This is a genomic window from Kutzneria viridogrisea DSM 43870 (assembly GCF_000525635.1).
GTDB classification, from domain to species: domain Bacteria; phylum Actinomycetota; class Actinomycetes; order Mycobacteriales; family Pseudonocardiaceae; genus Kutzneria; species Kutzneria viridogrisea.
The window spans coordinates 2,586,980-2,610,409 of the sequence record NZ_CP007155.1 but is presented as its reverse complement, the minus strand read 5'-3'; the positions used below and the strand labels follow the sequence as shown (position 1 = coordinate 2,610,409).

Sequence of the window (23,430 nt, the reverse complement as noted above, 5' to 3'; positions counted from 1 at the left end):
CCACCTCAGCCTCGACACGCACCGTCGCCTGGTACGGCAGTGCCGTCACCACCCGGAACGGGTGATGCGACCGGCCCCGCGCCGCGCTGAGGTGGGGAGCGATACCGACTGACCGCGCACCGAGAGGACGGCGACCATGGAGACCTTGACCATCTGGCAGTTCGACACAGCGGACGGCGCGAGCCAGGCAGCGCAGACGCTGCGCTCAGTGGAACGGGACAAGCTGATCACAGTGCGCGACGCCGCGACAGTGAGCTGGCCCAGCGAGCGGAAGACGCCGAAGACCACCCAACTGCACAACCTGGCCGGCTCCGGTGCGCTGGGCGGCGCGTTCTGGGGAATGCTCTTCGGCCTGATCTTCTTCGTACCACTGCTCGGTGCCGCGATCGGCGCGACCGCGGGCGCGCTCGGTGGGGCGCTGAGCAACGTCGGCATCGACCGCGAGCTCATCCAGCGGATCCGCGATCGGGTCACACCGGGTACCTCCGCGCTGTTCGTGCTCAGTTCCAACGCCGTGCTGGACAAGGTGGGCGCCGCGTTCGCCGGCCAGCAGAAGCCGGAACTGCTGTTCACCAACCTGTCCAGCGAGCACGAGGCCGCCCTGCGCGAGGTCTTCGGCGAGCACGAACCCACCCCCGCCGCTGACGAGCAGCCCGCCAGCCACCCCTAAGTACTACCGGGGCAGGACCGCGCGCCGCCCGGCCGCCGCCACCGCGAGGGCCACCACGAGTTGGACCCCGAGCACGACGGCGAACGCCGATTCGCGGCCCGCCCCGGCGAATCCGAGGTAGACCGACCCGAGCCCGGCCACCCCGATCGCCATCGCGCCCTGCTGGGTGGTCACCAGCACCCCGCCGCCGACCCCGGCGTACGCGGTGGGCACCGCGCTGAGCACCGAGATCTGGGAGGACCCCACCACCAGCGCCTGCCCCAGTCCGACCAGTACCAGTCCCGGCGCCACGGCCCACACCGGTGCCCCAGCGAGCAGCACCGCCAGGAGCCACGCCACCCCGGTGGCCTGCACCAACGCCCCGGCGCCGAGCACCCGGTCGCCGAGCCTGCCCCGCAGTCCCGGCACGGCGAACGAGCCCACCAGGAACGCCGCCGACATCGGCACGACCGCGAGCCCGGCGAGCAGCGGGTCCAGGCCGAAGCCGTGTTGCAGGGTCAGCGGCAGCGCGAAGAGGTACCCGGCCCACGCGGCGAGGAACGGCGCGAGCAGCAGAAGACCGCCGCGCACCCCGGGTGTGGTGAGCACCGACGGCGGCAGCAACGGGACGCGGCCCGCCCGCACTACGCGGTTCTCCGTGCGCCACAACGTGATCGCCGCGACCGGCACGAGCGCGAGCAGCAGCAGCGTCCACCAGGGCCAGCCCAGGACCGGCCCCCGGTTGAGCGCCACGAGCAGCAGGACGATCGTGGCGGTGAGCAGTGCGGTGCCGCGCAGGTCGATGCCGACCGGGTTGGTCGAGCGGGTGTCCGGAACCAGCAGCAGGACCAGCAGTACGGCCGCGATGCCCAACGGCAGGTTGACGAGGAAGATCAGCCGCCACGACGTGCCCCACAGGTCGGCGTGCACCAGCACCCCGCCCAGCACCAGCCCGAGGATCGCGGCGAGCCCGCTGACCGCGGCGTAGCGGCTCATCGCGCGCGGCCGCCGGTTCTCGGGCAGGGCGGCCTGGATGGTGCCCAGCACCTGCGGCGGGATCAGGGCCGCCGACGCGCCCTGGAGCACGCGGGCCGCCACCAGCCACGGCCCGGACGCGGCCAGCGCGCACAGCAGCGACGCGGCCGTGAACACCACCAGGCCGGTGAGCAGTACCCGCCGCCGCCCGTGGGCGTCGCCGAGCCTGCCGCCGAGCACGAGGAAGGCGGTGAACCCCAGCCCGTACCCGGCGACGACCAGTTCCAGGTCGCTGCCACTGGCGCCGAGGTCCTCGGCGATGGTCGGCAGGGCGATGTTGACGATGAACGAGTCCATCATCGGCAGCAGCACCGCAAGCAGCAGCACCGCAAGGCCCGCACCGCCGAGCCTGCGCTGCTCGTCGACGATCATGCGGTCCGGAACCCGCGGTAGCCCTCGCGCGCGATCTCCTCGCAGGCGCGGCGGTAGGCGTCCAGGCCCCCGGCGTAGGGCGCGAACACCCGCGGCTTGCCGTCGATGTTGGCCCCCAGGTAGTAGGAGTCGGTGTGCGGGTAGAGGGTCCGCCCGGCCAGTTCGGCGACCTGCCCCACCCAGTCCCGCTGCGCGGCGGCCTCGGCCTCGAACTCGGTGATCCCGTTGTCCCGCAGGTGGATCAGCGCTTCGAGCACCCAGTCCACGTGGTGTTCCAGCGCGCGCATGACGTTGGAGAGCACAAGGGTGCTGCCGGGTCCGGTGATGGTGAACAGGTTCGGGAACCCGGCGACCGCGAGCCCGAGGTAGCTGCGCGGGCCGTCGCGCCACTCCTCGGCGAGCGCGTGTCCGCCGCGGCCGGTGATGCCCATGCGCAGCAGCGGACCCGTGAACGCGTCGAACCCGGTGGCGAGCACGAGGGTGTCGAGCCGGTGGTGGCCGCGGGCGGTGCGCACGCCGTCCACGGTGATTTCCGCGATGGGATCCTCGCGGAGGTCGACGAGGCGGACGTGCGGCAGGTTGAACGTCTCGTAGTAGCCGGTGTCCACGCACAGGCGCTTCGTGCCGATGGGGTAGCCAGTGGGGGTCAGCGCCCGCGCGGTCTCCGGGTCCTGCACGGTCTCGCGGACGCGGTCACGGAAGTAGTCGGCGAGAACGGCGTTGGCCTCGAGATCGCGGCCGGTGTCGGTGAAGGTGGCGACGATGTGCGTGCCGCCGTGCGCCCACCGCTGGTCCAGTGCCGCGGCCCGCTCGGTGGGCGGGGTGTCCAGGATCGCCTGGCCGGTGCCGGTGACGGCGTGCCCGAAGCGGGTGGTGCGGGCCTCCGCCACGCGCTGGGCGTACCCGGCCACCGCGGCGTCGCGGTCGGCCTGGGTCAGCGGCCGGTTGCGGGCGGGCACGCTGAAGTTCGCGGTCCGCTGGAACACCGTGAGCTCGCTCGCCGACCGCGCCACCTCGGGGATGAGCTGGATGCCGGAGGAGCCGACGCCCACGACCCCGACACGGCCGGTCAGGTCCACCTCCCCGTGCGGCCACCGGCCGGTGTGCAGCACCCGGCCCTCGAAGTGGTCGAGCCCGGGCAGTGGCGGAGTGTGCGCGGCGGACATGCAGCCGACGGCGGTCACCAGGAACCGCGTGACGACGGTGTCGCCGCGGTCCGTGGTGAGCCGCCACAGCCCGTCGTCGAAGGCCGCGGCGGTGATGGCCGTGCCGAAGGTGATGTGCGGGTAGAGCCCGCGCGACTGGGCGAAGTGCTCGGCGTAGCGCAGGATCTCCGGCTGCGAGGCGAAGCGCTCCGTCCACGCCCACGAGCGGTAGAGGTCGCGGTCGTGCAGGTAGCAGTAGTCCAGGCTCGCCACATCGCAGCGGGCGCCGGGATACCGGTTCCAGTACCAGGTTCCGCCGACCCCACCCGCCGCCTCGTAGGCGTGGCAGGCGAAGCCGTGCGCCCGCAGCCGGTCCAGTGCGTACAGGCCACTGAACCCAGCCCCCACCACCACGACGTCCAGCAGCCCGGTGTCCGCGCCCAAGATCCGCCCTCCGCCGTGAGTACGCCGGCCCCGAGCCTACACAGGAACGGACAAAGCAGCCATAACGAACACCTGGGCGCAGGTTAGAGCCGCTTCGAGCAGGCGATCACGACGTGGCCCGCGGGAATGTCGGATGGTCAGGTATTCGTGGCCACAGCCTCGGACACCAGCTCCACGGTCGACTCAAGACTCGCCCGCTTCCGCACCGGCACCAGGTTCGGCAGCCCGGGCAACCGCAGTCGAGCGCGCAACGCCATCGAAGCCACTACCGGTGCCCCGGCGGGCGCGCTCACCAACAGCCGCAACTCCCGATTCGCGTGAAGGTAGTTGTCCTTGTTCGCCATGAAGTCCCAATACGCCTTCCGGAAACCGGTGCCGGAGGCGGTCACCGTCGGGAAGTGCACCGTCCGCTTCCGCGCGAGTTCGGGCTTCAGTTCGATGTCCACCGTCTTGAGCACTGTGGTGAACTTCAACCCCGCGCCGACTCGGGTCTCCACCTCCACGGCGTTGTGCTCGACCTCGGCGGGCGCCATGTCCTCAATCACCGCCCCTGGTGTGTCCGACAGGTCCACGACCAGGCGCGACCACACGAACCGACACTCCGGGTGCGCGTGCACCACCAGCATCAGTCCGATGTCGTAGGCGGCTTGCCCGGGCTCACTGGTCTCGGCCGGCCGGGGCGCGCGCATCGCCACGCCAACGCGGTTCTCGCGGCCGAGCAGGCTCAACGCGCGTTCCTCGACAGGGGTGTAATGCGACCGGTGGTCGTCCTGCTCGTCCACTTCCAGCTCGAAATACGCGGCGATAGCGAAGTCCTCGTCCACGTGCTGCCCTTCCTGCGTCACAACCATGATCCAACGAGCACGAAACCCGCCCACCGGTCCAGCCGCTCGTCCTGTCCGCGCACCGCGAGCGCCGTTCGCCGCAGTGCCTCCGCCTTCGGCAAGCCGTTCCGCAGCCCGGAGTAGAACCCCGTCATGAGCTGGTAGGCCGAGCTGTCGGGCACCTTCCACAAGCTGGCCAGGACGGAGTGGGCGCCCGCGAACAGCAGTGCACGGGGAAGGCCCATGGGGTCCTCCGAGCGTTGGGCATGGTAAACGCCGCTCTCGCACGCGGACAACGCAACGAGATCAAGCCCTGACGTCCGGATCCCGAGAATCTCCTGAGCCGTCAGCACCCTGTCGGCCATCCGCACACCGGAGGCCAGTGGGTCCTCGGCGCTGAACGCCGCGTGCGCCGCGACGTGTACGGATCCAGCGGACCCGAGTGCGGCGAGCAGCGCCTCGGCGGTGGCCGCGGCGCCGAGCATCGGAGCGACGCCCCAGCGCTCGGCCAGTTCGGCGGCCTCGATTCGGGCCCCGGCCAGGTCGCCGGTCGGGTCGCCGAACACGGCATGACCACCCTGACCGCCGTGACGAATAGCCAGCCGCCAGGACCGGAACAACGACGCGCTCGGGCTGATCACCAGCGGGTTACGCGCGAGCAGCACGTCATCGCCGAGTCGCACCGCGCCGAGTGGGATGTTGTGCAGCGGCCCGGTCAGGCCAACCACGACCGTGTCGCCCGGCTCGCACAGGTCGGCGAAGGGCGCGACGACGCCTGCGAACTCGTGGTGGAACAGGTCCTCCAGATCGGTGGCCAGTTCGCGCACCCGCGAGGCCGAGCCGAAATTGGCGGCGGCGAATTTGGTCAGCCGCCTACGGTCGACCCGCGAGGACACGACACGCACGTGCGCGTCGCCACCGCCGACCGCGAGGAGTGTCAGGGTCTGGTCGTCCTGGAAGAACAGGTTCACAGCGACGGCCCGGCCGCTCGGTTCAGGCGCCCGGTCACGCAGTACGGCGGAGACCTCGGCGTGCGAGGCCGGACGTGCTTGACGCACCGCCACGTACTCAGCGGTTTCCGGGGACAGCGCGGCCAACGAGTGCCAGACCTGCGCCAGCTCCGCCTCGATCGACTCGTGGGCGGCCCAGAACCCGTTGTCGCGGTTGGCTTCGGCTCGCAGTCGACGGCGGCGCTCCAGCAGTTCGGCCTCGCGGGCGGCCAGCTCGGCGGGGACGCCGGCTGGCAGGGCCAGGGCCGTGTCGCCGACCATGTCAAGGAACGTGCGGGCCCGAAGCGTCTCCATGGTCTGCCACGCTTCGTCGGCGAAGTCCGGCGAACCGGTCTCCCGCGCCAGTTCCAGCTGGATCCGGGCCAGGGCGACGAGCGCCTCACTGCGCTGCTCCTGCACCGCGATCCGCGAGGCCTCGTCCAGGGCGCTGCCGCGGACGGACTCGGCGATCGCCGTCGCCAGGCGGAGGAAGTCGACTGCCTCGCCGCGCCGCCCGTCCTCCCGCAGCACCTCGGCGGCAGCCAGCAGGACACCGAATCCGCCCTCGAAGTCGATCACGCGCAGGACGCGACCGTCTGGTGCGGTCCAGGTATGGGCAGCACCTGGTTCGGCAGGGGCGCTGTAGTACTCCAGGGCCCGCAGGTAGTGGTCCAGGGCAACACCGAGGCGCGGGCTCGTCCGGAGGATCCGGGCCGCCGTGACCTCGACTCCGGCCAGGAACCCGGACTTCCCGCTGCCGATCATCAGCTCCCTGGCTTTGGCCAGCATGAGCAGGGCCGTCCGTGGCACCCCGAGCCTGTTGTACACCTCTGCTATGCGGTCGTAGGCCTGCGCGGTGACCTGGACGATGTGGGTGTGCATCTGCTCGGTCTCCGCGAGCGCGATGGCGTCCTGGAAGTAGCCGAGCGCGGTGTTGGCCTGGCCCATGTCCAGCCAGTACTCGCCTCTGAGCATCAGCTCGGCGATCTCGCTGTCCGCCGTGCGGTCGTCGTTGCGGTGATCGTTTGCGAGCAGGTGGTACCGACGCGCCTCGGCCTCGTCGCCGATCCGCCACGCGGCTTTGGACAAGTCTCGGTAGAGGTGTTCCAGGCCGCTGCCGATTCCCAGGATCCGCTCGACGGCCGGGCGCTCGGTGACGCCTTCGCGACGGCGGGCTTCCTGCCCGGCGTGGTAGTGGCTCTCAGCTTCGCGCAACAGCGCGTACTCGCGCTCCACGGCGCCACGCAAGCCCTCCAGTTTGGCCAGACCGGCCAGCGCGGCGTACAGGTAGTGGTCCTTGCTGTACCCCACCCGGCTGGATCGCGGGCCGAACCCGTCCGGCAGCGACCGCGCCAGCCGAACGTGGATCGCGGCCCAATGCAACGCCGCGGCAAGGTTCCGGTCCTGGTCCCGATAGGTGATGGACAGAGCCTGCACCACGATGATCACCGGCTCCCGGGCGTCCGCCGCCACCGCGGCGAGCCACGACTGCCAGGACTCGGCTTCGACGATGTCGAAGAAGCCCGCCATGTTCGGATTGACTCGGCACTTCGCCAACAACAGGTCGCCGGTCGACCCGTGCTCGCCTGCGCTTTGGCGGTAGTCGGCCGGTTCCCACGTCAGGGCTGGTCGTCCGAGGAGCGCGCCAAGGCGGTCCTGGAAGTCCGGCTCAGCGGCCATCCGCACCGCCCTCGGCGAGCATCAGCGTCACCTGCCGCAGCGCGTTGCGGGCTCCCCCATAGTTGGGGTCCAGTTCGAGGGCCTGCTCATAGCATTGCTTCGCACGGTGCGGATCACTCTGACCGCGCAGGATCGCGTCCCCGAGGAACCGGAATGCCTGTGGCGTCGGCCGGATGGCAATCGACTCGGTGAAGTGCGCGATCGCCATCCGGTACTCGCCGAGCATGTAGTAGGCGTCGCCGAGGCCGAGCTGGGCGAACTCGAGGTCGGGATCGGCCGCCAGCGCCGCCTGGTACTCCGTGACCGCCTCGCGGTAGCGGCGCTGCTGAAAGAGCTGCTCGGCCGCGGCCAGGTGCGCATCGGCCTCCGAGACTGGCCGCGCGTCCGCCGGAAGGTAGTCCAGCACCTTCTCGTACAGCGCTGGATCCTTCACAGCGAGATCGTCGAGCAGTTCCGAACCCTTCTGCGCCCCAAGGCCAAGGACCATCGCGGCCATCATGTGCTCCTTGACCTCGCCGGCCGGGATCGACGGATCGATCGTCAGCGAGCCGTTCTCGAAGCGGGCCAGCAGCCGCCGCCGAGGCTGCCTGGCCTGTCCGGCCTCGGCCGACATGGTCGGCGGCGGCATCGCGGATTCCGGCAACTCCCCGCCAACCGCCTGTAGCATCCGGGCCCACTGGGGCGTCTCAGGATCCCCCACGGTGTAGCCCGTCATCACCATGAACCGGAGCAGCTCAACGTGTTCCGGCCCCGGTCGGCCGCCGAGCCGGGCCGCCAGCTCGACCCTCGCCTCGTCCCAGCGCCTGAGCTCGGTCAACGTCCGGGCGAGCTCGATCACTGTCTCGTCCCGCCGGTCGCCGTGCGCGATCATGTCGCGCAGCAGTGCCAGCCGCGGCTCCCAGTCCCGCACCTCGGCCAGCATGTCCACCAGCTGCTCCAACTCCAGCACGGAGTCGGCGGGCAGGCCGCGCAGCGCCTGAATCCAGCGCGCGATCGCCGCGGCGCGCTCGGGCCGCGGCAGCGCCGCGACCATGGCTGTGCGCAGGATGTTGAGCTCGTCCTCGGCGGCTGCCAGCAGGGTGGACGGCACCGGCCCGCCGTCCATCAGCTCGCGGCCGAGGCGGAGGAACGTGACGTAGTCGTCCACCGGCCCGGTGATCCGCCGTCGGCATTCGGCGTCAACCCTGCCGATGTCCGTGACCGCGCGCAGCAAACCGTCGATGGTCCTGTCATCCCGGATTCGCTCCGGGGTCAAGGACGCTGCCGCCGCGGCCAGGCCCGCCAGCGCGGCCAGGAGCGGTGCCCGGAGGTCGCGATAGGCGACGACCGCGAGCTCGAAGTGCCGTCTGCTCTCGGCGCTGCTCGACCGCAGTGCGTATCCCACCAGGAAGTGCCCAGCGGCCCGAGCCTCGGCCGCGAGGTGGCCGATCGTGATCAGCACCCGCCCGATCCGCTCGACATCCCGCCGACCAGCCAACACCTCGGTTCGAGCGTGTGCCAGCAGGTTCGCGCGATGGGCAACGAGCTCGGCTGTCCGGTCACGAACGTAGGAGGTCAGTTGCTCTGGCGACACCGAGGCCAGTACCCCTTGGACTGTCCGCTCCGCGTCCGGGTTCCGCTCGGGTTCGTCGGCAGCCAGGTTGCGTGCCCACTCTGAGCCGATCACTTCAAAAAGCACTGAGACACCCCCGTGCCGGATCTCGTGCCGAAGTCTACTGGCCAGGCCACCCTTGAGTCCGGCGATGTGGTCAGGTCGTGGCCCATGATCAGGACGGTGGCCGGCAGGCAGCCTCCGATCAGGTGGGACCGATGCCGGATCTTCTGCGGCTTCCGTCAAGTGGAAGGTCCCCTCAGCCACTTCTGGTGTTCCTGGGCGAATTTCACCAGCTCGTTGGCCAATCAGCCAGGCAGGGACGTGGATCCGTTGTGGTTGGCCTGGACGCTGAGCCGAACCAGTCAATGCCGAACATGGACCGCGCGGGAGTCGGCGTCGAGCTCACACCGCGCGTAGCCCGTTCAGACGATGTTGGCACGTGCGAGAAGTCGGCCCGTGCCTGCTCAGGCGCCGGTCGGGGCGGCATCGCCGACTCGCCCTGCCCGGCACCGTTAGCCTGAACGTTGGCCAAGTTCACCTGGTCGTGGGACGTGACGGCAACTGCGTCTGCGCGCCAGGGTGATGTTTTGCCATCTGGAGTGAGCGGGGCGGAAAACCCGAGCACCTCGTAGTTGCGAGTGAAATCTATCGGTCTGGCCTGGGGAGGACAGAAACGGTGCCGCACGGAACGCAACCTGTTCGTGTCTTGGGGGCCGACTTACCGGAAACGCTGGCCAGGATCGCCGAGGACCGGGACTGGGCGGCGCTTGAAGCCCTGTGCGACCAGCACATCCTCGCGGTGGAGGGCGAACTCGCCATTCGGCTGCTTTTCGTGCTTAGCCTGGTGCCGGCTGAGGAGCTACGCGCGCGCCCACGCTTGATGATCGCGTGGATCGGCGCTTACTACGCGGTGAACCAACCACACTCCAGCGAACTCCGGGCGTACCTTCGCCACTACACGGAACTCGGTACCCGCTTGGCCGCGACGTTGGACATACCGGGTGAGACTTCGGTGGCGACATTGGTCACGGTCGGTACCGCGGCGATGATCGGGTTGCGCATGCAAGGGGCGTGTGCCGAGGCCGAGGAACTGGGAGAACGCCTCACTGTCCGCGCGGCGCAGCTCAGCCCGCTACCCGGCGTCGACGCGGTACCGCGCACTGGCTGGCTTTCCATGCAACGAGGTCTGACGCGTTCGTTGATGGATGACTTTCCAGCGGCGGTGGAGTTGTACCGCCAGGCGTATCAGCACGCGACGGTCGAGCCGATAACGGCGGCCACTGCACTCAACGCGACCGCGAATCTCGCCATGATCTTCGGGCATCTTGGTCACGGTGCCATCGCGCGGCAATGGCTTGACCGAATGCGTGGCATCGAGTCGCCATCCGAGCGGGTCCGGTTCCTGCTCACTGTGGGCGGGACGATCGCCGAAGGCTGGGACGCGCTGGACCGCTACGACGAGGCGAGTCTCGCCGACTGCCTGGGGATCACCGGGGACGGTACCAAGCAGCTGGAAGTCTGGCCCTTCGTGGCGGCGTTGGTGTTCGCGCATGGGCTGCGCCTCGGCGATCCGGCGACCTCGCTGGCCCATCTCGGCGCGCTCCGGCTCAGTCACGCGCCCGCGATTGTCGAGCAAGGCACCGCCGTCCGGGTGATGCGACGCGCCCAGGTCGAGCTGCTGATCGCAACCGGCCAAGCCACCCGCGCACTCCAGTTGACCAAGGAGGCGGACCCGCAGGCGTCGTGGCTCGTGCTGCCTGCCGCCCGGCTCCGCCTGCTCAACAGCGAATACGAGGCAGTCCGCGCGATGGCCTCGCGCACGTCCTGGCACGAAACCACATCGCGCCGGGACGCCAGGCAGATGCTGCTCCTCAGGGCGATCGCCGCGCTGCGTATGGGTGACAGGGACGAGGCTCGTCAGTCACTTGTGCTGCTCAGCCGCGTGCGTACGCCCGATGAAGTGCTCTCGCTCGCCTCGTTGTCACCGGCCGATCGCGAGGACCTGTTCCGGCTGGGCGAGATTGCACTGACCGACGAGGCAGCACAGCGTCTGGCGCTGGCCAGGCCGGTGTTCCCGGAACGCGTCCACCTGGTCGAGCTGACTCACCGCGAGCACGTGGTACTCACCGAACTGGACGCCGGCCTGACCATCGCGGAGGTCGCGCGCAAGCTCGTCGTGTCCGTCAACACCGTGCGCACGCAGGTGAAAAGCGCTTACCGCAAGCTGGGCGCGTCCAGCCGTGAGGGCGCGCTGATGCGGGCTTACGAGCTTGGTGTGCTCTGACGCGCAGGTATCCGACTGTCCACTGTGGTCAGTGGAACAGTGTGGCGCCAAGCGGGTGTTGTTGGTCGAAACCGGGGAGTACCAGGAAGGTCGCACTGGCAGTGGTGGTGGTGAACGGCAGCAGTGCGTCGAGGTTGTCCATACGGGTGAGGGTGCTGGTGAACGTTCGTATGTCGTTCTGGAAACTGATGAAGAGCAGGCCTGGGGCAGGTTCGTCGATGCTGTAGGAGCGGCGCAGCATGAGGCCGACTCCAACGACGTTGGAGTGCGCTCTGCGAATGTGGGCGTCTGCCGGGATGTGGTAGCGCCCGTCCGGGGTTTTGGCGCCAAGATCCGCGTCCGAGGCGATGGTGCCACCCGAGAGCGGGATGCCGGTGGCACGGCGTCGACCGAAGACTGCCTCCTGGTCGGCGACGGACAGCCTGGCGAACCGCGGCAGATCGAGTTCCATGCGTCGGAGTACGGCAATGGTGCCGCCGGCAACCGGGGCCGGCCCGGCCAGCCACAGGTCCTGTTGTTGTTCGGCGGTCGTGTGCGGGCCCACGATGCCGTCGACGAAACCGAACACGTTGCGTGGCGCGGTGAGGCCCTGACCTGTTGGAATGGTCGAACCGCGGCGCCCGGACTGTCGCCAGCGCTCGTGCATCCGGTCCCCAGCCTGATCCAGGAGTGCGGCAGCGACGATCGGTACTACCAAGGCGTCGCCGGCGCAGATCTGTATCAGCAGGTCACCGCCACGTGCCTGCGGGGCAATCTGCTCCCGGGAGAACTGTGGGAGATCCGCCGCGCCGGGCAGGGCAGGATCGACCATGCGCACCAGTCGGGGGCCCACCCCGACCGTCACGGTGAGATCGCCCGGTGGCAGGCCCAGCAGTCGTGCATCGGTCCCCGCGGTGAGCGCGCGAATGGTTTCGCCGAGTTCGGCCAACAACGGACCGACAGCCACGCCGTCACCGAGGTCGGCCACCACGGCCAGCAGGTTGGGCTGGGCCGACTGCGGGAGCGTGATGCCCGCCTGATACCGGCCCGTCGGTGACACCGGTGTGGTTGGCGCAGGGGCATCGAGCTGGACCGGCTGAGCGGAACCCGATTCGCACCCAGCGGTGAGGCCGGCGGCCAACGCGGTGCCGGTGACACCGAGAAACGCGCGGCGTGACTGGTGACGATCGGCTCGGCGCACGGAGTGGAGAGTGCCATATCCGCCCGACAGCAGGCGAACCCGGCGTTCGTGCCAGACTGAGATCATGCCTCGTTTCGGTCGTCGCATGATGGTCGCGGTGCTGGGCACCCTGACACTCGTACTGATCGGTTGCAGCACTGGCGAAAACGGATCGGACCAGGGCCGACGACCGACCGGCACGCACGTGACGATCCGAGTGCCGGCTGACGCCCCGACGATCTCGGCTGCGGTGTCCCTCGCTCAGCCCGGTGACCTCGTGTTGGTCGCGCCGGGCGAGTACCACGAGTCGGTGAAGATCTCCACGGCGCACATCACCCTTCGCGGCGAGTCTCGGGACAAGGTCGTCATCGACGGACGGTTGCAGCAGGCGAACGGCGTCGTCCTCGCCGCACCGGGGGTGGCCGTGGAGAACCTGACCGTGCAGAACAACACGCAGAACGGGGTCCTGGTCACCGGTTCGGCGGCGGCGGTCGCTGGACTGCCGGGGCACCGCGGCTACAACACCGGCAACGAGCCCGTCACCTTCCTCAAATCGTTCCTGGTCTCCTACGTGACCGCCACCCGCAACGGGCTGTACGGCATCTACGCCTTCTCCGCGCAGGACGGGGTCATCGAGCACTCGTACACCTCGGGTGGGGCCGACTCGGGGATCTATGTCGGGCAGTGCAAGCCGTGCCGCATCGTGGTGCGGGACAACATCGCCGAACTCAACGCGGTCGGCTACGAGGGCACCAACGCCAGCGGCGACATGTACGTGGTCGGCAACCGTCTCGTCGGCAACCGGGTCGGCCTCACCACCAACTCCGACCACCAGGAGAAACTGCTCCCACAGCAGGGTGCCGTCATCGTCGGCAACCTGATCGCGGACAACCAGCAGACACCGACCCCCGAACAGGCCGACGGCGGGTGGGGCATCGGCGTCGGCATCGACGGCGGCAGCGACAACCAGTTCGTCCGCAACCGGATCGCCGGCAATGCCAACGCTGGGCTGGTGATCACCGCAACCGCTGACCTTCCGTCAGACGGCAACCAGATCGTGGACAACACCTTCGCCGCCAACGGCGTTGACGTTGGCTGGAAGTTCCCCACCGCAACGCGGGGACGGGGCAACTGCCTGCGCGGCAATGACCTGCGCACGACGGTGCCCGCCCAGCTCGCGGCGAGCGCGACCTGCCCGCTTCCCGCCGACTCGCCCACGCCTTCGGGCACGTGGGTGACGCCGAGGGCACCTGGCGGCATCCCGTTCACCGATGTGGCCGCGCCGGGCGCACAGCCGCAGTTCCCGAACGCCACCACCACCGGCGCGACCGCTCTTCCGGACGTTCCGGCGCTGCCGGACACCGCGAGCATCCCGCTGCCGTCAGCCTCACTGCTCGCCGGCAGTGCGCGAGTGCAGACCTCCTGAGCAGCGGCTACCGCGTCGCGGTGACTCCGGGTACCGGCTGGACCGGAACGTAGTTCTGGGTGTCGAAATCGATGACCACCGGCTGCGGCTCGGAAGCCACACTGGCCTGAACCCGGTACATGGTGCCGTCCGAGCCGATCCAGTAGCGCACGGTGCCCGCCGTACCGGGCTTGGCACCGGCGCTCGGCCCGGTCATGACGTCCACCTGATGACCGCCCAACTGGTCCTGGCCAACCCAGCCGGCGCCGTTCTGTTGCAGCAGTTCGACGTTGTCCGGCCGGTCGCCACCGAGACTGAGCGCGATGGCCAACGAACTGTCCAGCGAACTGCCGGAGGTCTGTAGCGGACGGCTGTGCCAATCCGCCCCGGGCGGCGTTGCCGGTGCCTCCGCCGGGGCGTTGGCCATCGGGTGGACGAGCACGGTCTCGGCCGTCCACTCGATCAGCCCATCGCTGGACGTGTCGCGCCCGGTGCCGTGCACCACGCCGTAACCGAGCTTGGTGCGGTAGTCGATGGATCCCGTGATGACCAGCTGACCAGCGGTGCCCGGCACGGTGATCCGCACCGCGCGGCCCCCCGCCTGGTAGTTGCGGAACCGCGTGATCGCCAGCCGGTTCGCCTCATCCGAGGTCAACGCACGCGGACCGGCCGGGCCCGACCCGTTGCCAATGACCAGAAACGTGGCCACCGCGACGGCCACAACGCCGATGACGGCTGCCCACCAGCGTGGCCGCGACCATCGGCGCCAGCCAGCCGTGCGCCGCGGGAGACCTTGCTGGGTTCTCTTGCTCCGCACGCGGTGCGACGCTAGCAGGTCCGCTGATTCACCCCCTAAATCACCCGAGCTTGCCGCATATGCGGTACGACGTTCTGGTTGTCTGTGTCGGTTCGCGATGGCTTCTCGTGTCCGGCGCAACACCCTGGGGGCGGGAATCGGCTGTTCAGCCCAAAGCGAACCTTTCGTTCACGCGACAAGGGGACAGCGATAGCTATGAGCCGAGCCGGTAGACGACGGAGACGGCCAGCCGGGAAGCGTGTGGATCGGCTGGCGCGGGTGGGGTTGTCCGGTCTGTTGCTGTTGGCCAGCGCCACAGGTCTGACGGTGGGGACAGCCGGGGCGGCCGGTGCTTCGACCGCTGACGGCACACTGACAGTTCAGGTGCTGCGGGACTTCTTCGGCACCGGCGTGATCAACGCGACGATGGACGTGCCACAGCGGGGCATGAACGTCGATATCGCCGACCCTGCTGGCCATCACGTCACCGGCGTCACGGATGCCACCGGAAAGGTCGTGGTGTCGCGGTCGACCGTGCTGACCGGCGGCCAGTACCGCGTCGATGTCACTGTTCCCGCGCCGTACAGCAATCATCTGCGGGCGGCGCCGGCCTCGACGGCGGCGAACCACTTCGACAGCTTCACCACGTTCGTCGACGTGTCGGAAGGCAAGAACGCCTCGGTGATCACCGGGGTCTGGGACGCGGCCGACTACGCGCTGCCGGATTCACGGTACTTCGTGCCAGTCCAGAACGGCGGTAGCGGCAAGGACACCCGGGCACTGGTGGCGTTCGGGATGAACACCCGGGGTACGTGTCCTTCCGGCGTGGCATGCCCGACGGTGCTCGACACCCAGGACCAGGTGGGCACGACGTTCGGGCTGACCTACGACAAATACCGTCAGCGGCTGTTCCAGAGCGCGTTCGCCCGCCGGTACGCCTTGTACGGCCCGGAGGGCGGTGACGCGATCTACACCGTTCCGACCGATGGTGGGGGCGCGCCGACGCTGTTCGCGAAGGTGGCGGGTGCCGCGGTGACTCCGCACGACACCGCCAACATCATCAAGGACCCCGGGTTCACCAACGCGCCGGGCAAGGAGAGCATCGGCGGCCTGGCCCTGTCGGAGGACGGCTCGACGCTGTACGCGGTGAACCTGCAAACCGGGTCCCTGGTCAGCTTCAACGCGACCGGCGCCACCGCGGCGGCCCCCGCGGCCGTGGTACCGATCCCGGACCCGGGCTGTGCGGCGCCGACCGACTGGCGGCCGTTCGCCGTCGCCACGCACGACAACACGCTCTACGTCGGTGGCGTGTGCAGCGCGGAGAGCACGCGCAACCGCGCCGACCTGAAAGCCGTTGTCTACACCTACGACGGCAAACAGTTCAGCACGGTGCTGACCCAGCCGCTGACTTTCGAGCGCGGTGGCGTCCTCGCCGGTCCCACGCAGATGGCATCGGCCCAGAACACCCACTGGAACCCGTGGAACACCAGCCTGTCGGACTGGGACCAGTTCAACCTCGGCGGTGCCTTCATCAATCCGCAGCCGGAACTGGCCAGCCTCGCCTTCACCCGTAACGGTTCGATGATCCTGGGGTTCCGCGACCGGTTCATGGACGTTCTCGGTGCGAACGGGCTGGACCCCCGGCCGGGGAACAACACCCCGCAGCTCGGCATGTCCGGTGGTGACATCAACATGGCCTGCGCCACTCCCACCGGCGGATACTCCTGGGAGGGCACCGGAAACTGCCCCAACCACGCGACCCCCGCCAACAACGGCGGCGAGCGCGCTGGCGTCGTCGAGTACTTCCCGGGTGACTACTTCTCCGGTAGTCACCAGGAAACCGCGCTCGGGTCGGTGGCCTACATCCCGCAACAGCAGTGGATCGTCAGCACGGAGTTCGACCCGACCGTCAACATCGAGACCTCCGGAACCGGTTACCACCACGTCGAGACCGGCGAGGGCCCCGGCAACAAGCCGAATGCCAACGCCTACGAGTTCGTGGGGAGGGAGCAGAACGGATTCGGCAAGGCAGGTGGGCTCGGCGAGATCGCGTACACGGCGGCGAACGCGCCGATCCAGATCGGCAACATCGTGTGGTTCGACGGCGACCACAACGGGATCCAGGACCCCGCGGACGTGCGGTTGCCGGGTGCGACGATCAACCTGTTGGACGCCAACGGCAAGCAGGTCGCCACGACCAAGACCGACGCCGCCGGTGAGTACTACTTCGGTGGGGTCGGCGCCGCCTACCAGCTCACGCCGGGTGCGAAGTACACGGTGCAGTTCAATGTGTGCACCGCGGACACCAGCAAGGTGCCGAATCAGCCGCCGGCCACGGATCTGCGGTTCACGCTCCCGACCGCCGGTGACGACCGGGCACACGACTCCAACGTGATCCCGCCGACCACCGGGCAACTGTGCAACGGGTACGCACCTGTCACGGCGCCGGCCACCCCAGGAGGGGTTGACCACACGATCGACGCTGGCGTGTACATCCCACAGCCACCGCCGACGACCACGCCGCCGACGTCCGCACCGCCGGTGACCACCAAACCGGAGCCAACCAGCCCATCCACGGGTCCGCTGGCCTCCACCGGCATTTCCGGCCTGCCAATGTTGATCCTCCTCGGTGCCCTGCTCGTCGGTGCCGGTGCGGCATTCGCGCTCGTGAGCCGGCTACGTCGCGCTAGGCGACGCTGACAAACACGTGGTCTGCCCGCCTGCGCCGTTCCGGTCGCAGGCGGGCAGAACCACGTCTGGCGTAGGGGCAGTACGCGGATTGCTGGTGTTGGGCTCTCGCGATTGGCCAAGGGCCTGGGCAGAGCCTCACAACCGGGATCTCAGCACGGCGATCTCGGGCCACGGGTCGAAGCCGTGTTCGATCAGCCAGCGAACCCCCGCAGGCTTCGCAACGACCACCACGCCCGGATCACGTCGAGGTCGACGTCGGTGCCGTAGCCCGCGACAACCTCGCCAAGGTGCTCCTCGTGTCCGAGCGTCAAGGTGGCGAGGTCGAACAGGGCATCGCCCTGGCCCGCCTCGGACCAGTCGATCACGCCGGTGATCTCGTCACCGTCGACGAACACGTGGGTGACCTGGAGGTCGCCGTGCGTGAACACCGGTGTCCACGGCCGGAGCGCAGCCTCGGCAATCCGGCGGTTGCGCGTGACCACCTCGGCGGGAACGACGCCGTTCGTGATGAGCCACTCGCATTCGCCGTCGAGGTGCGATGCGACCTCGTCGAGGCTCCAACCGGGCCATGGCGGCAGCGGCGCGTCGTGCAGCATCCGTGCGGCCGCCCCCGCCGCGGCCCATGCCGCCGAGGACGCGATCGACGGCTCGCCAAGGCGGCCGAGTGCCGTCCCTGGGAGGGCGGCCAGCGCGAGCACGGGCGGCTTGCGCCACAGGACCTCCGGAGTCGGGATCGGCGCCATAGCCATCGCCTCGACCTCGACGCCGGTGCGCGTCTGATCAGCGTCGATCTTCAGGAACACCTCGCCCACACGCAGGGTCGCGCGCTCGTGATGGGCGACGACGACCTCGACCTCCTCCACGTCGGCCATTATCGCGGGGATGACCACCGACGTCGCCGGGTTTATCGCGTGCGGCTGCGTGGCGGCCTCGCTCAGACCAGCCTGCCCCCGGCCACTGGACCGGTCGTCGCGGTCCACCACTGGCCGATGTGGTGGCGTTGTCCCTTGTATGAGGGGAAGCGTCGCACCGGCGGGCGACTGGTGGTCGAGATGATCTCCTGGCGTCCTGATTGATCACTCGGCAGTATGGGACACATGCCTGCCATTCCCGAGAGTTCCGCCGGAGTCACCGACGTGGCCGTGGAAAACGACTACGACAGCTTCGCCGAGGCTTACACGGTTGAGAACGAGACCAGCCTCATCAACGCCTACTACGCACGGCCTGCGATCGTCGACCTGGCCGGGGATGTGGCCGGTCGGCGGATTCTCGACGCCGGCTGTGGCGCTGGCGCCGTGTCCGTGGCGCTGCGTGATCGGGGCGCCGTCGTGAGCGGCTTCGATCGCAGCGCCAAGATGGTGGAGCTGGCCCGACAGCGGCTCGGCGAGGACGTGGACCTGCGGGTCGCCGACATCGGCAAGCCGCTGCCGTATCCCGACGGCGCGTTCGACGATGTCGTCGCCGCCCTGGTGCTGCACTACCTGGAGGACTGGACCGGACCGCTGGCCGAGTTGCGGCGGGTGCTGAAGCCCGGTGGCCGGCTGATCGTGGTGGTCAATCACCCCATCATCCTCAAGATGGTGCATCGCGAGACCGACTACTTCGCGACCACCAAGTGGTCCGACGAGTACGACTTCAACGGCCAGAAGGCCGTGCTCACCTACTGGCACCGGCCGCTGCACGCGATGACCGACGCCTTCACCGCGGCCGGCTTCCGCACGGCCGTCATCAGCGAACCGCTCCCCGTGCCGGAAGCCCGCGAACTCTTCCCCGACGAGATGGCGAGGTTTCCCTCCGGGGCCTTCCTGAGCTTCCTGTTCTTCGCCCTGGAGGCCGTCTGACTGCGTCTGGCACTGGTCCGGCTGCCAGAAAAACGGGCTCACCCGGGCTTATCCACGAGGAGCCGCATTCGCCCGGCGGAGGCGTTCGGCCGCTTGTGCCCGGAGCGCCTTGCCTGCCACCGGGATGTCGCCGTGCAGCGCTTCCCATCGGGCGTTGTGCGCTGCCGGCCACAAGCTGGCCGCCCACGCGACCTCCTGCTCCACGGCTGTGAACGAGCGTCCCCGAATGTCCTGATAAGCCACCAGGAACGCCTCGGAACTCTCGATCGGCGCCAGCGTGGGCGGCCCGGCGTTGGTGAACGCCCCACTCGCCGCTCCCACCAACGCCGCCTCCGGCTGCCATGCCAGGCTGTCCCAGTCGTGCACCGCCCACACCTGCCGACCGTGCCACCGGAGGTTCTGCGCCTCGAAGTCGGCGTGGCCCAGCACGCACGGCAGGCTGGCGGCCAGTATCCGCCCGCGGGCCCGGTCGGCCGTGTCGACGACGCACGCGGGCACGGCGCCCTGGTCCCGGTCATCGAGGAAGCCGATCGCCGGCCACAACCCGGAATCCGTGTGGTCCCAACGCGCCCAGCGCGGATTCGGCAGCGGCGGCGCGACGGCCACCTCGGCCAGTTCGGCCATCAGCTGGGCGAACACATCCGCGTAGCGCACGGCCACGTCCGGCGAGTCCTCGTGCAACACCTCGCCGCCGGGCCGGAACTCCTCGGCGTGCACGGCCAGCGAACCGACACCGACCACCGGCGTGAGCGGCCGGGCACACGGAAACCCGCGCTGCGCCAACCGGGCCTGCGCCGCGACACACGACACGGCCCGACCGTCATCGGCGCGCGTCTTGACCACGACGTCCGTACCATCGGCCAGCCGGAGCCCGAACACCGCCGACATCTGTTGCAGCTGGAACAGCACCTCGGCGGGCTCACCACCCAGATGGTCCAGACACCAAGCGGGCAACCAGTCCGGCACATCGTCCAACGGCACAGTGAGGACTGTGCCATGCGCAGGTCAACGTTGCATCAAATTCAAATCGAGCAATTATCATCTACGTGCGGAAACCACGCCCCTCGAAACCATTCGCGCGCACTCGCCTGGACACCGACCACGGGTGCGGGCGCGCCCTCTGCCCTGTCCAGGAACGCCTGCTACGCCGCCACCAACTCAACCGACGCCGACACCGTCGAGCAGATGATCGAACTCCAGATCACCCTCGGCTAGGGACCAGCCCTGACGGCCATGCACGACGGTCAGCCCGTGCTGGTCGCGGACCTCGCCCACCAACCGCACTACGCGCGGTGGCCGGTGTTCGGCCCCGCCGCGGTCAGCGAGTCGTTGGTCGCGATCTTCGCGTTCCCCTCGACGATGGGGCAGATCACGCTCGGCGCGCTGGAGGTCTACCGGGCACACGCGGGTCCACTCTCCGGTGACGAACTGGCCCTGGTGTTCGCCGACGTGCTGACCGGCCAAGTGCTCACCCAGGTGGCCGAGGAGGAGTTCGTGGTCGAACGGTTCCACGGCCGCTGGCTGACCGTGCACCAGGCCACGAGCATGGCCTCGGTGCATCTGCGCTGCACCCTCACCGAGGCGTTCCTGCGGTTGTGCGGCCACGCCTACGCCACCCGTCGACGTCTGTCCGATGTCGCTGAAGACGTCGTCGACGGCGTGCTGAGACTATGGCTCGACGACCCGCCGAACAGCACCGGCGACGGCTTATCCCGCCCCTGCCACGCAGGCCGACCGGTGGCCGCGTTTGGCCCGGTTAGCCAGCACACACGGGATCCGCGCCCTGTACGCGGTCCCGATGCACGCCTTCGGCGTCGTCGTCGGGACCCTCGTGCTGCTGTGCCGCCGGGTGCCCGTACTGACCGCCGACGAACTCGACACCGCTCAGGTCTGTGCGGTGATCGCCGCGGCGGGCATGCTGGCCGACACTGTCGCCGACGCCCTTCCCGACACGGCCGCGCCTCTCACCCGGCACCGCGTGTTCCATGACCAGGTCACCATCTGGCAGGCGAGCGGCGCCCTCGCCGCCCGACTCGGCGTGGACATCCCCACCGCACTGGCCATGCTCCGCCGCCACGCCGTGCAGAACACCCAGCCGCTGGCGCACAGCGCACGGCACGCCCTGACCTGGACGCCCGAGGTCCGTGACGGTTTCGCAGGCCAGCACCGCGACACCCGCGTCCCGGTGGTCGAGGCTGACTCGTTTGTCAGCAGTTGCCTGGCAGGGCTCCTGCGCGCGGAGGGCTTCGAGGTCACCACGACCGCGACGGTGCACGCCGCGCGGGGCCAGCGGGCGAACCCTGCGCCGGTGGCGATCATCGACCAGTTCCTGCCCGGCGCGGCCGATCTCGGGCGCGACTTGGTGACGGGGTTCTGAGTTCGTGCCTGTGGGACTCGTGAAGTCATCGCGCGACAGCAAGTACACCGCCTCTTTCGACGCTGTCCTTGCCGCAGCGACGACTTTTCGAGCCGCGCAGGTTCAACGGGGCGTTGTCCAACGCGCTCGGCAAACTCGGGTTCAGCCGAGTTCGGTTCGGCGTCGCCGCAACTCCTCGATGGTCGCATCGACCGTGTCGCGGTGCTGCTGGAGCCGCCCGATGGCCTTGTCGATCTCGGCACGAAGCTCCTCGACGCCGCCGCGCCCGATCTCCACATGATCGGGGTGGACCCGGTTGCGCTCGCCGACCACCAGTGGCCGGTCCACGCGAGGCACGTGCGACATCCTGTTGTTGATGAAGTCGTTCAGCTCGTCCAGGCTGTCGTTGAGACGCTCGGTCCAGGACAGGCGCCGGAGGGCCTCTTTCTCGGGATCGCGTTCGTTCCAGGACGCGTCGGCCATGGTGCGGGTCAGCGCCTCGTCGGTGGCGCGGAAGTTCAGTATCAGGCCGGTGATGGCGTGCCGAACCGACTCCACGTCGGGCGGATCTGATTCCTTTCGGCGCGAGGCGGGCCAGGTCCGTTGTCCGCCGCGTCGTTTGTAGTGCTGCTGCATCGCCTGCTTGGAGCGTTCGCCGTAGACCGCGCCCAGCCGTTCCCATGACCAGCCGCTGTCCATGATCGATTCGATCAGCACCCGTTCGGCCTGGTCCACCGCGTCGCGGGCCCAGGGCATCATCCGCAATGCGCTCAAGGATTCGTCCACTCCGTCAACGTATCGGTTGACGCTTGATGCGTCAACCGATACGTTGACGACGCTCGGTCAGCGGCAGACAAGCCTGTCGCGCCGAGAGCGGCTACCAGTACTGATGCCGTTTTCCGTCGGTGTCGGCGACGAAGATGACCGCGTCGGCGCCGCCCAACTCTGCCGGGTTGAGCGGAATGTGGCCGGGCACGATCGGTTTGCCCGTGCCGATCGACGGGGGAAGTGCGGCGCGCAGGGCCTGCGCCGGGAACAGGGCGCGGCGGGTGGTCGCCTCGGCCAACACGCGCTGGAGGGTGCCCGGATCGCTGTCGGGGTTGGCGTCGGTTGCCAGGAACACGTAGCGCTCGCCGAGGGTGAGCCCGACGAGCGCGCCAGCGCTCCCCCAGTTCGCCGCGTCCTCGCTGACCGGCACTTGGGACTGCGCACGCTGGAGGTGCACGTTGTGCGCGAACACCAGGCTAGGCCCGCGTCGCTGCTCCTGGGCAACGATCGCGAGCAGGTTCTCGGCCATCATCTCGGCGCGCAGGCTGAGCAAGCTCGCGATGCGATCAGGTGCGGGGCTGGCCATCGCCGCGTGATAGCGCAGCAGGCCCTGGGCGGTGCGCGCGTGCATGAGGGCGTGGTCGTAGCCGGTCGGGTCAGCGGGGCGCAGGCCGGGTGCGGCGCGGCGCAGCGCGCTGGCGAGATCGTCGGCGACGATGCGCAGGGCGCGAGCACGGTCGGAGTCGCCCACGGACGCTGCCGGGTCGAACATGGCCGCCTCGTTCGTCCAGTCCGCGTCCTCTCCGAGCAGCGCGTCGAGGTCGCGGACTGATTCGGGCCGCAGCGCCGCGGGCAGGTAGTCGTTGACCGAGGACAGTGCGCTTCGCGGGCTCGGCGCCGCCGAGTACTCCGTCGGCGCGTCGAATCCGTGGAAGCGAACCCGGTCCGACGGTGCGCGGCCGGCGTTGTGCGCACGGAGCCATTCGACGAGTTCGCGGTTGCCCGGCACAGCACCGAACCCGTGGCTGAACCCGGTCGCGAGCACCGTGTCGATCTCCGCCGCTGCCCCGGCCACGTAGTCGTCGACAACGGACGCGGCGAAGACATCGGTCTCCAGCACGATCGACCGGTATCCCCGTTCGACGAGGTGACCGAGGATTTCGTTGCGCAGCAACGGGAACGCCTCGATCCCGTGTGTCGGTTCGCCAAGGGCGAGCAGGCTCGGCGGCTCGGTCCGCGCGGCGAGCAGTTCGTCGAGGGCACGGCCCAGGCTGGTCGGGTCGTCGAGTTGGCGGCCGATCTCACGCAGTGATGCGGCAGTGGACATGAACACCTCTTCCGGAATTGAACTGCCCTCGACCGTATCGTTGAAGACTCGGGTGAGACTTCCGCGATGTC

At 69.2% G+C, this 23,430-nt stretch carries 17 protein-coding genes and 1 pseudogene; 6 read left to right on the top strand and 12 right to left on the bottom strand.

Translation table 11 applies throughout. The features are described 5' to 3' along the window. The first annotated feature begins 136 nt into the window (after nt 1–136). Complete coding sequence (locus KALB_RS11925; protein WP_025355945.1) at nt 137–670, top strand: DUF1269 domain-containing protein; 534 nt, start codon at nt 137–139, stop codon at nt 668–670. 3 nt (nt 671–673) lie between these two features. Here the strand turns inward: KALB_RS11925 and KALB_RS11920 are convergent, their stop codons facing one another. From KALB_RS11920 to KALB_RS11900, 5 genes are all read right to left on the bottom strand, one after another. After that, nucleotides 674–2,056: an MFS transporter gene (locus KALB_RS11920; protein WP_025355944.1), complete on the bottom strand. Its 1,383-nt coding sequence runs from the start codon at nt 2,054–2,056 to the stop codon at nt 674–676. Continuing rightward, nucleotides 2,053–3,645: a flavin-containing monooxygenase gene (locus KALB_RS11915; RefSeq protein WP_025355943.1), complete on the bottom strand. Its 1,593-nt coding sequence runs from the start codon at nt 3,643–3,645 to the stop codon at nt 2,053–2,055. Before KALB_RS11915 ends, KALB_RS11920 begins: the two co-directional genes overlap by 4 nt. Nucleotides 3,646–3,782: 137 nt before the next feature. After that, nucleotides 3,783–4,490 (bottom strand): hypothetical protein, encoded by a 708-nt coding sequence (locus KALB_RS11910; RefSeq protein ID WP_148309443.1) that lies wholly within the window; start codon nt 4,488–4,490, stop codon nt 3,783–3,785. After that, nucleotides 4,487–7,138 (bottom strand): CHAT domain-containing protein, encoded by a 2,652-nt coding sequence (locus KALB_RS11905; protein WP_148309442.1) that lies wholly within the window; start codon nt 7,136–7,138, stop codon nt 4,487–4,489. The genes KALB_RS11910 and KALB_RS11905 overlap by 4 nt, the downstream gene beginning before the upstream one ends. Then, nucleotides 7,128–8,816: a tetratricopeptide repeat protein gene (locus tag KALB_RS11900; RefSeq protein ID WP_148309441.1), complete on the bottom strand. Its 1,689-nt coding sequence runs from the start codon at nt 8,814–8,816 to the stop codon at nt 7,128–7,130. The genes KALB_RS11905 and KALB_RS11900 overlap by 11 nt, the downstream gene beginning before the upstream one ends. 592 nt (nt 8,817–9,408) lie before the next feature. Here KALB_RS11900 and KALB_RS11895 point away from each other — a divergent pair. Continuing rightward, complete coding sequence (locus KALB_RS11895) at nt 9,409–11,016, top strand: helix-turn-helix transcriptional regulator (protein ID WP_030110602.1); 1,608 nt, start codon at nt 9,409–9,411, stop codon at nt 11,014–11,016. Between the two features lie 28 nt (nt 11,017–11,044). Here KALB_RS11895 and KALB_RS11890 read toward each other — a convergent pair whose 3' ends face one another. Then, entirely contained in the window at nt 11,045–12,262 is a 1,218-nt protein-coding gene (locus tag KALB_RS11890; RefSeq protein WP_236650237.1) for a Dyp-type peroxidase, read from the bottom strand. Here KALB_RS11890 and KALB_RS11885 point away from each other — a divergent pair. Continuing rightward, on the top strand, nt 12,261–13,601 hold the full coding sequence (locus KALB_RS11885) for a right-handed parallel beta-helix repeat-containing protein (RefSeq protein WP_025355937.1): 1,341 nt from the start codon (nt 12,261–12,263) through the stop codon (nt 13,599–13,601). The genes KALB_RS11890 and KALB_RS11885 overlap by 2 nt on opposite strands. A 7-nt stretch (nt 13,602–13,608) precedes the next feature. Here the strand turns inward: KALB_RS11885 and KALB_RS11880 are convergent, their stop codons facing one another. Beyond that, nucleotides 13,609–14,301 (bottom strand): hypothetical protein, encoded by a 693-nt coding sequence (locus KALB_RS11880; protein WP_236650236.1) that lies wholly within the window; start codon nt 14,299–14,301, stop codon nt 13,609–13,611. A gap of 459 nt (nt 14,302–14,760) precedes the next feature. On the opposite strand from KALB_RS11880, the gene KALB_RS11875 reads away from it, so the two are divergent. After that, complete coding sequence (locus tag KALB_RS11875; protein ID WP_236650235.1) at nt 14,761–17,076, top strand: SdrD B-like domain-containing protein; 2,316 nt, start codon at nt 14,761–14,763, stop codon at nt 17,074–17,076. Nucleotides 17,077–17,258: 182 nt separating this feature from the next. Here the strand turns inward: KALB_RS11875 and KALB_RS11870 are convergent, their stop codons facing one another. After that, nucleotides 17,259–18,047, bottom strand: coding sequence for an aminoglycoside phosphotransferase family protein (locus tag KALB_RS11870; RefSeq protein ID WP_236650234.1), 789 nt, complete (start codon nt 18,045–18,047; stop codon nt 17,259–17,261). Between the two features lie 117 nt (nt 18,048–18,164). Between KALB_RS11870 and KALB_RS11865 the strand changes: the two genes are divergently transcribed. Continuing rightward, nucleotides 18,165–18,908 (top strand): class I SAM-dependent methyltransferase, encoded by a 744-nt coding sequence (locus KALB_RS11865; protein WP_025355934.1) that lies wholly within the window; start codon nt 18,165–18,167, stop codon nt 18,906–18,908. A gap of 48 nt (nt 18,909–18,956) precedes the next feature. Here the strand turns inward: KALB_RS11865 and KALB_RS11860 are convergent, their stop codons facing one another. Together KALB_RS11860 and KALB_RS11855 are read right to left on the bottom strand one after the other, a co-directional pair. After that, on the bottom strand, nt 18,957–19,889 hold the full coding sequence (locus tag KALB_RS11860) for an aminoglycoside phosphotransferase/kinase family protein (protein WP_030110604.1): 933 nt from the start codon (nt 19,887–19,889) through the stop codon (nt 18,957–18,959). Nucleotides 19,890–20,066: 177 nt separating this feature from the next. Continuing rightward, a complete protein-coding gene (locus tag KALB_RS11855) occupies nt 20,067–20,420 on the bottom strand; it encodes a hypothetical protein (protein WP_025355932.1) in 354 nt (117 codons plus the stop codon). Nucleotides 20,421–20,646: 226 nt separating this feature from the next. Here KALB_RS11855 and KALB_RS11850 point away from each other — a divergent pair. Then, nucleotides 20,647–21,285: pseudogene (locus KALB_RS11850) on the top strand (GAF domain-containing protein); the annotation flags it as partial. 141 nt (nt 21,286–21,426) lie between these two features. On the opposite strand, the gene KALB_RS11845 reads toward KALB_RS11850, so the two are convergent. After that, nucleotides 21,427–22,050 carry a hypothetical protein gene (locus tag KALB_RS11845; protein WP_148309439.1) on the bottom strand — a complete coding sequence of 208 codons (624 nt, stop codon included), beginning with the start codon at nt 22,048–22,050 and terminating at the stop codon, nt 21,427–21,429. Nucleotides 22,051–22,141: 91 nt separating this feature from the next. After that, nucleotides 22,142–23,359 (bottom strand): erythromycin esterase family protein, encoded by a 1,218-nt coding sequence (locus KALB_RS11840; protein ID WP_025355929.1) that lies wholly within the window; start codon nt 23,357–23,359, stop codon nt 22,142–22,144. Between the last annotated feature and the right edge of the window lie 71 nt (nt 23,360–23,430).

Coding starts and splice junctions, on each gene's coding strand:
- KALB_RS11925 (WP_025355945.1), top strand. CDS start 137: ATGGAGACCTTGACCATCTGGCAGTTCGACACAGCGGACGGCGCGAGC.
- KALB_RS11920 (WP_025355944.1), bottom strand. CDS start 2,056: ATGATCGTCGACGAGCAGCGCAGGCTCGGCGGTGCGGGCCTTGCGGTG.
- KALB_RS11905 (WP_148309442.1), bottom strand. CDS start 7,138: ATGGCCGCTGAGCCGGACTTCCAGGACCGCCTTGGCGCGCTCCTCGGA.
- KALB_RS11885 (WP_025355937.1), top strand. CDS start 12,261: ATGCCTCGTTTCGGTCGTCGCATGATGGTCGCGGTGCTGGGCACCCTG.
- KALB_RS11890 (WP_236650237.1), bottom strand. CDS start 12,262: ATGATCTCAGTCTGGCACGAACGCCGGGTTCGCCTGCTGTCGGGCGGA.
- KALB_RS11865 (WP_025355934.1), top strand. CDS start 18,165: ATGCCTGCCATTCCCGAGAGTTCCGCCGGAGTCACCGACGTGGCCGTG.
- KALB_RS11840 (WP_025355929.1), bottom strand. CDS start 23,359: ATGTCCACTGCCGCATCACTGCGTGAGATCGGCCGCCAACTCGACGAC.